At 52.4% G+C, this 5,533-nt stretch carries 3 protein-coding genes; 2 read left to right on the top strand and 1 reads right to left on the bottom strand.

Annotated elements, in window-relative coordinates; translation table 11 throughout:
* Together EA408_00220 and EA408_00215 are read left to right on the top strand one after the other, a co-directional pair.
* A partial coding sequence (locus EA408_00220; protein TVR75522.1) for a T9SS C-terminal target domain-containing protein occupies window positions 1-2,589 on the top strand: 2,589 nt, incomplete at its 5' end.
* Window positions 2,590-2,708: 119 nt separating this feature from the next.
* Window positions 2,709-3,716: a nucleoside hydrolase gene (locus tag EA408_00215; GenBank protein ID TVR75523.1), complete on the top strand. Its 1,008-nt coding sequence runs from the start codon at window positions 2,709-2,711 to the stop codon at window positions 3,714-3,716.
* 31 nt (window positions 3,717-3,747) lie between these two features.
* On the opposite strand, the gene EA408_00210 is transcribed toward EA408_00215, so the two are convergent.
* Window positions 3,748-5,533: hypothetical protein (locus EA408_00210; protein ID TVR75521.1), on the bottom strand; the 1,786-nt coding region annotated here is incomplete at its 5' end.

Raw genomic sequence — 5,533 nt, 5'->3', positions numbered from 1 at the left:
GACAAGGCAGGCAATGAATTCAGGGTAATCGATTATGCTACCGGCGAAACGGTTTATACCGGCACCATAGCCAAAAGAATGAGTAAAAGCACCAGGGAGACCGCCAGCGCTGATTTCCCCTCCGGAAATTACACCAACGCCGATGTTTGGGAGTGTGATTTCAGCGGGCTCACGGCCCCGGGCGAGTATGTGGTGGCGGTTGACGGGATAGGATGCTCCTTCCCTTTTGAAATTGGCAACGATATCACCCGCGAAGCGTATTACTATGCCATGAAAGGGCTGTTCTGGCAGAGACAGGGCATCGTTGTTGAGGTCGAGCCCGACTCAATAAGGCCAAGGGGGCATCATCCCGACGACATTGTCTGGAGATTTGACCCCGAATGGCACGGACAGGGATACGATGTCTCGGAATTCAATACTGAATCCCCGCAGGTACACGGGGTATGGGGGCACTATTATGATGCGGGGGACTGGGACGGGTATACCCATCACAACAGGGTGCCGGCCCACCTTCTCCTCCTCTACGACCTGGCTCCGGAAGGCTTTCATGACGGTGATGTTGGCAACCGCTACAAGCTGCATGAAGAGGGTGAATGGATTGAAGAGGGGAAAAGCGGCAGGCCTGATCTCCTTGATGAGGCAGTGTGGCTGCTCGATTATAACCGCCGGGCCAGGCATGTTCTCAAGGAATACGGGGGTACGGGCGGTGTGCCCGGTTACGTGGGAAGGGATGCTATTCCTTCCGGTAATGCCATCACTTCATGGATGGATACCCGTGAGTGGTACATATCGGGCAACAACCCTGAAGCGACATTCCTGTACGCTGGCAATGCCGCATATTATGCCATTAACCTGAACCGGCTGCATAAGCTTAAAGGAGGCACCGGTAATCACCCCGAATATGAAGAGTGGATGACCGAGGCCCTTGAATCATACGACTGGGCCAATGCCAATGGCAGCGGGTCTGACGGTGAGCGTCGCGCACAGGGTTATGCCGCAGCGGTACTGTACAGGGCCACGGCTGATCCTGAATACCAGGATGTATTCAGGGATTACTGGACATGGGAGCCCGATAAAACACAGGGAGAATGGGCGGGTGTCAATCTATGGGCAATTGCAGCCATGCAGCATGCAATATTGCCTGATGATCATCCCAATCTGGATAGTGAACTGCAGAATAGCTGCAGGAATAATATACAAACACGTGCTGATTCAAAGGCAGGTGACATTTTCTCCAACGGCTTCAGGAACGGGATGGAGTATTACCAGTTTTTGCAGCTTGGAGGTTTCAACACGCCCCGGCTGACAGTGCTCGCCGCCGCGCACCGGCTGACCGGTGAAGCACGGTACCTTGAGGCCATGCAGCATGCGGTCAGTTACGTGCTTGGAGGCAACCAGCTCAATATGACCTACCTGTCCGGGCTGGGTGAAAGATCAGACCAGTGGATATTCCAGCCCAACGCATACCTGGTAAGCAACAAGAACAACATGGTATACACACCCGAAAATTATATAGGGCAAACAAGTTATTTCGGGGCTACCGGACTTGCAAGTGATTACTGGTTCACACAATCCAAATACGCTGAATACTTTTCGCGCCAGGCCGCCTACCCTACTGCTGCCGACCCTCCCAGTGCCTGGCCCGGAGCGGAGCAGAAGTTCCAGAACCGTTACAGCATCCAGGGGGGCGAGTTCACGGTTCATCAGCAGATGAACCACATGATCTTTGCCATGGGATACATCAATGCGATGGCAAATACATCAGATGCACCATACACCTTGTCACCCAGGCCTGAAGTGTCGCTGAACCTGGAAAACGGACATGAATTTGAGCCGGGTTCACTGCTCACGGCAAATGCTTCTGAAAATACCCGCAGGGTTAAATACTATTATGACTGGCGGTATATTGGTGAAAGCTCTGACAGTGACAACGATTTCAAGCTGGCCTGGAACCCGTTGCTTGATGACGGCACAAGCGTTTTGGTCACCGCCGTTGCCTACAGTGACAGGGGAAGAAGATCTCTGCCATCGAAAGAAGGTGAAAAGAGAATAATAATCACCTTCGACAAATCGGTAACCGGTGTCAGCCTCAGTGATACAGCGCTGATTATGACCGCAGACGAGACCGTCACCCTTGTAGCGACAGTGCACCCTTCCTATGCTGAAAATACCATGGTTACCTGGGATAGCGACAATGATGAAGTCGCTACAGTCGATCAGGAGGGCCTGGTTACTGCTGTCGCACAAGGAACAACGGTTATCAGGGTAGTTACAGATGAAGGGGGTTTTACGGCCGAATGCGAGGTTACGGTATCTCCCGCCACAATGTCTGACATGATACACCGTTCCGACTTCAGAGTATACCCGAATCCCCTCAGAAACGGAAATCTGACAATTATTCCCGGGAAAGATCATACCGGGAAGCTCGAAATAAGTGTTATAAATACAACCGGCACCCTGCTAAAAAAAATTTCTGCGTACAGCAAGGGCGGCGAAATCATAATATACCCGGGTCTTCCTCCCGGCATCTATATCATTTGTGTTGAGACACAAGAAGCACCCTTATACAAAAAGCTGCAGGTATTGTAGCAAAAGGCACATAATAAACTATAATAATTTCTAACCTTAAACCTTTAAAAATGAAGAGATCAATTATCACAATGATTAATGAATTCGGCGGTTCGGGCGCATACCTGACCGCAGTAATTATGGTATTCGGAGCTGTATTGCTCTCCTGTGCTGAAGCTCCTGAAAAAGCCGAAGAGCCTGCTTTCAGGCACCATGTCATTTTTGACACCGATGCAGACAATGAGGTCGACGACCAGCACGCACTGGCCTACCTGCTTTTCAGCGGAGATGTTTTTGCCGTTGAGGGAGTTACTGTAAACGCAACAAGCAGCCCCGATGACGCTGTTACCTTCTCGCCCGTAAGCGACCACTATGACGAGGCGAAACGGGTAATGCAGCTGTGCGGCGTGTGGAACAGCATTCCACTTTATACAGGTGCACAGGGCTCTTTCGAGGAAATTAAAGACCATATCAATGAGCCGGAATTTGACGGACACGAGGCGGTCAACTTCATAATTGAAGAGGCGTTGAAGGAACGGGGCCAGGAACTGATACTTCTGCCCGTGGGCAAACTGACCAACATTGCGCTGGCGCTACTCAAGGAACCTGCAATTGCTGAAAATGTAAGGATAGTATGGCTCGGCTCAAACTATCCCCGGCCCGGAGAGCATAACCAGGACTGGTGCATAGGCTCGATGAACTATATCCTTGACCAGGATGTTCCGTTCGATATGGTAACCGTGCGGTATGGTGACCCGTCGGGGACCGATGCAGTGAAGGTTACCCAGGCACAGATACTTCACAGGATGCCCGGTAAGGGTCCGCGCCTGTCCGAACCTGTAACCGGTCGCCACGGCGGCGAGTTCTATACCTGGGGCGACTATTCGGCAAACCTTTTCGAGCATTACGGTATGTGGGGCAGTCCCCCCAGCAGGCCGCTGTTCGACCAGGCTGCAGTTGCTATAGTGAAGAACCCTGACTGGGCCGAAAGTTACGAGCACCCCGCCCCTATCTATATTGACGGGCAATGGGTAGAACGGCCTGATAATCCGCGCACGATAACCATCTGGGAATGGTTTGATATTTACGGAATAATCAACGACTTTTTCGTAGTGATGGACAACCCGGTCATTGCCGAAAGGCCCTGACAGGAGAGCTAAAGATTCTTTCGGCTTCTGGTTACCAGATCCATGTGGTTAACGGCATGTGGCCATATGATGCAAGCAACACCACAATGTAGATCCATGCCACATAACCGGCATAGAGAGGCACCCTTTTCCATGTCTTTACATGGGTAACTCCCCTGCGCAGGCTGAGGAGCCCCATTACGAGGCATATTGCGAACAATGCAGAGAAAATCGCCACGGCAACTGACCGGGTATTTGGAGAAGCCAGCAGATAGATAGATGTCATTCCGCTGAAAACAAACACCATGAGGACCAGGCAGAGGACTCCCAGGGCAGGCCAGACCATTGGCGCGGAATTGATATCACGCTTCCTGAAACGCACTACCAGGTAGTTAACGAAATAGATCAGGGCAGTCAGGAAGAATAGATTAAATGATATGAGCAGGGCCCAGGTCTTCCCTAAGGCCCTGAAGGCATTGGTTTGCTCATAATACCCGCCGGACTGCCCGAAGCTGGAAGAGATAACCGGCCTGCCTCCATGCAAGCCTATCCAGTGGGTTGGCAGGGGACTGTCTTCAGTGCGGTAATACCCGCCACCCAGGGAGATCAGGTTTGTAGTCTGGCCCGAAAACCCGCCCATCCTCAGGGTGTCATTAACAACTTGAAGTTTTACCGGGTCAAACAGGTCATGCAGTATCCTGGCCAGCGCCAGCCGGTAAGATCTGATCCTGTACCATCCTTCTATTTCAGCTGGTTGGTCTGCTATATTATCTGAAACCGGAGTGATCTCATCAAGAAGTATTTCCTGGAGATATCCGGCTATTGCTGATGCCCCCTGCGGGTTCATTGAAGTGATTGTGAAATAGTATGCAGACCCTGCGACATGAAAAGATACAAAGGAGGAGAGGTATTCGTCAATGCCGCCGTCATGGCCGGCGCCGACATTGCCATTTACCACCATGGAATGGAGACCCATTCCGTATCCCAGCATCTCATTACCTGCCCCGGCTATTGACGAGGGCCTCTCCATGAGCCTGAACATCTCTTCGGGCATGAACCAGGGTCTCCCGTATTCACTGCCTGATTGCCAGGATGGATCCCCCTCCCGTTCATCAGGGACTGTTCCTCTCTCCTGCCCTGTACCGTCGGGACTGTCAACTGGCTGATCTGTAGCGCCTGAACCGGCACCTGGCTGATTTGCAACGCCCGTCCCATCACCAACCCGACCTGCTGCGCCACGCAGCAGCATGAAATGTATGAAGCGGGCCATATCCTCCGGTGTGGTGTGAAGATAACCGGCCGGATGGTCCATAATGGGAAGCGGGGCCTGCGGGTTGCCGCTGCTGTCATATGACAGGGCGAGACTGTCGCTGTTTCGCCCCAGAAAATCGCTGTTTTCCATACCCAGTGGGTGGAGAAGTATCTCCTCCAGGTATTCATTGTATGGCATGCCGCTGTACTTTTCGATGATATAACCCAGAAGAGTGTACCCGGGATTTGCATATGCGCTCCTGGTGCCTGGCCACCACCGGCTCACCCAGTAACGGGGTTGCCTCATCACTGCATCTTCCATTGCAGGCAAAGGGGTGCCTTCGGGTATCATAAAGTCCCTCAGATACAGATCTCTGAAGCCGGCAGTGTGCTCAAGCAGGTGCCTGAGCAGTACCGGGTGGCTCTCCTCCCAGCGGTTTCTGACGGGTAGCTCAGGCACAATGACAGAGAGCGGATCGTCGAGGTCAAGTTTGCCTTCATGAACAAGGTGCATGATCCCCAGTGCCACGAATGTCTTGGTAACAGAACCTATCCGGTAAACCGTACCGGGTGTGGCGGCAATGCCC

It is taken from the genome of Marinilabiliales bacterium, from assembly GCA_007695015.1.
Taxonomy (GTDB): Bacteria; Bacteroidota; Bacteroidia; order Bacteroidales; family PUMT01; genus PXAP01.
This window is presented reverse-complemented; position numbering and strand designations above follow the sequence as displayed.

Coding starts and splice junctions, on each gene's coding strand:
- EA408_00215 (TVR75523.1), top strand. CDS start 2,709: ATGGTATTCGGAGCTGTATTGCTCTCCTGTGCTGAAGCTCCTGAAAAA.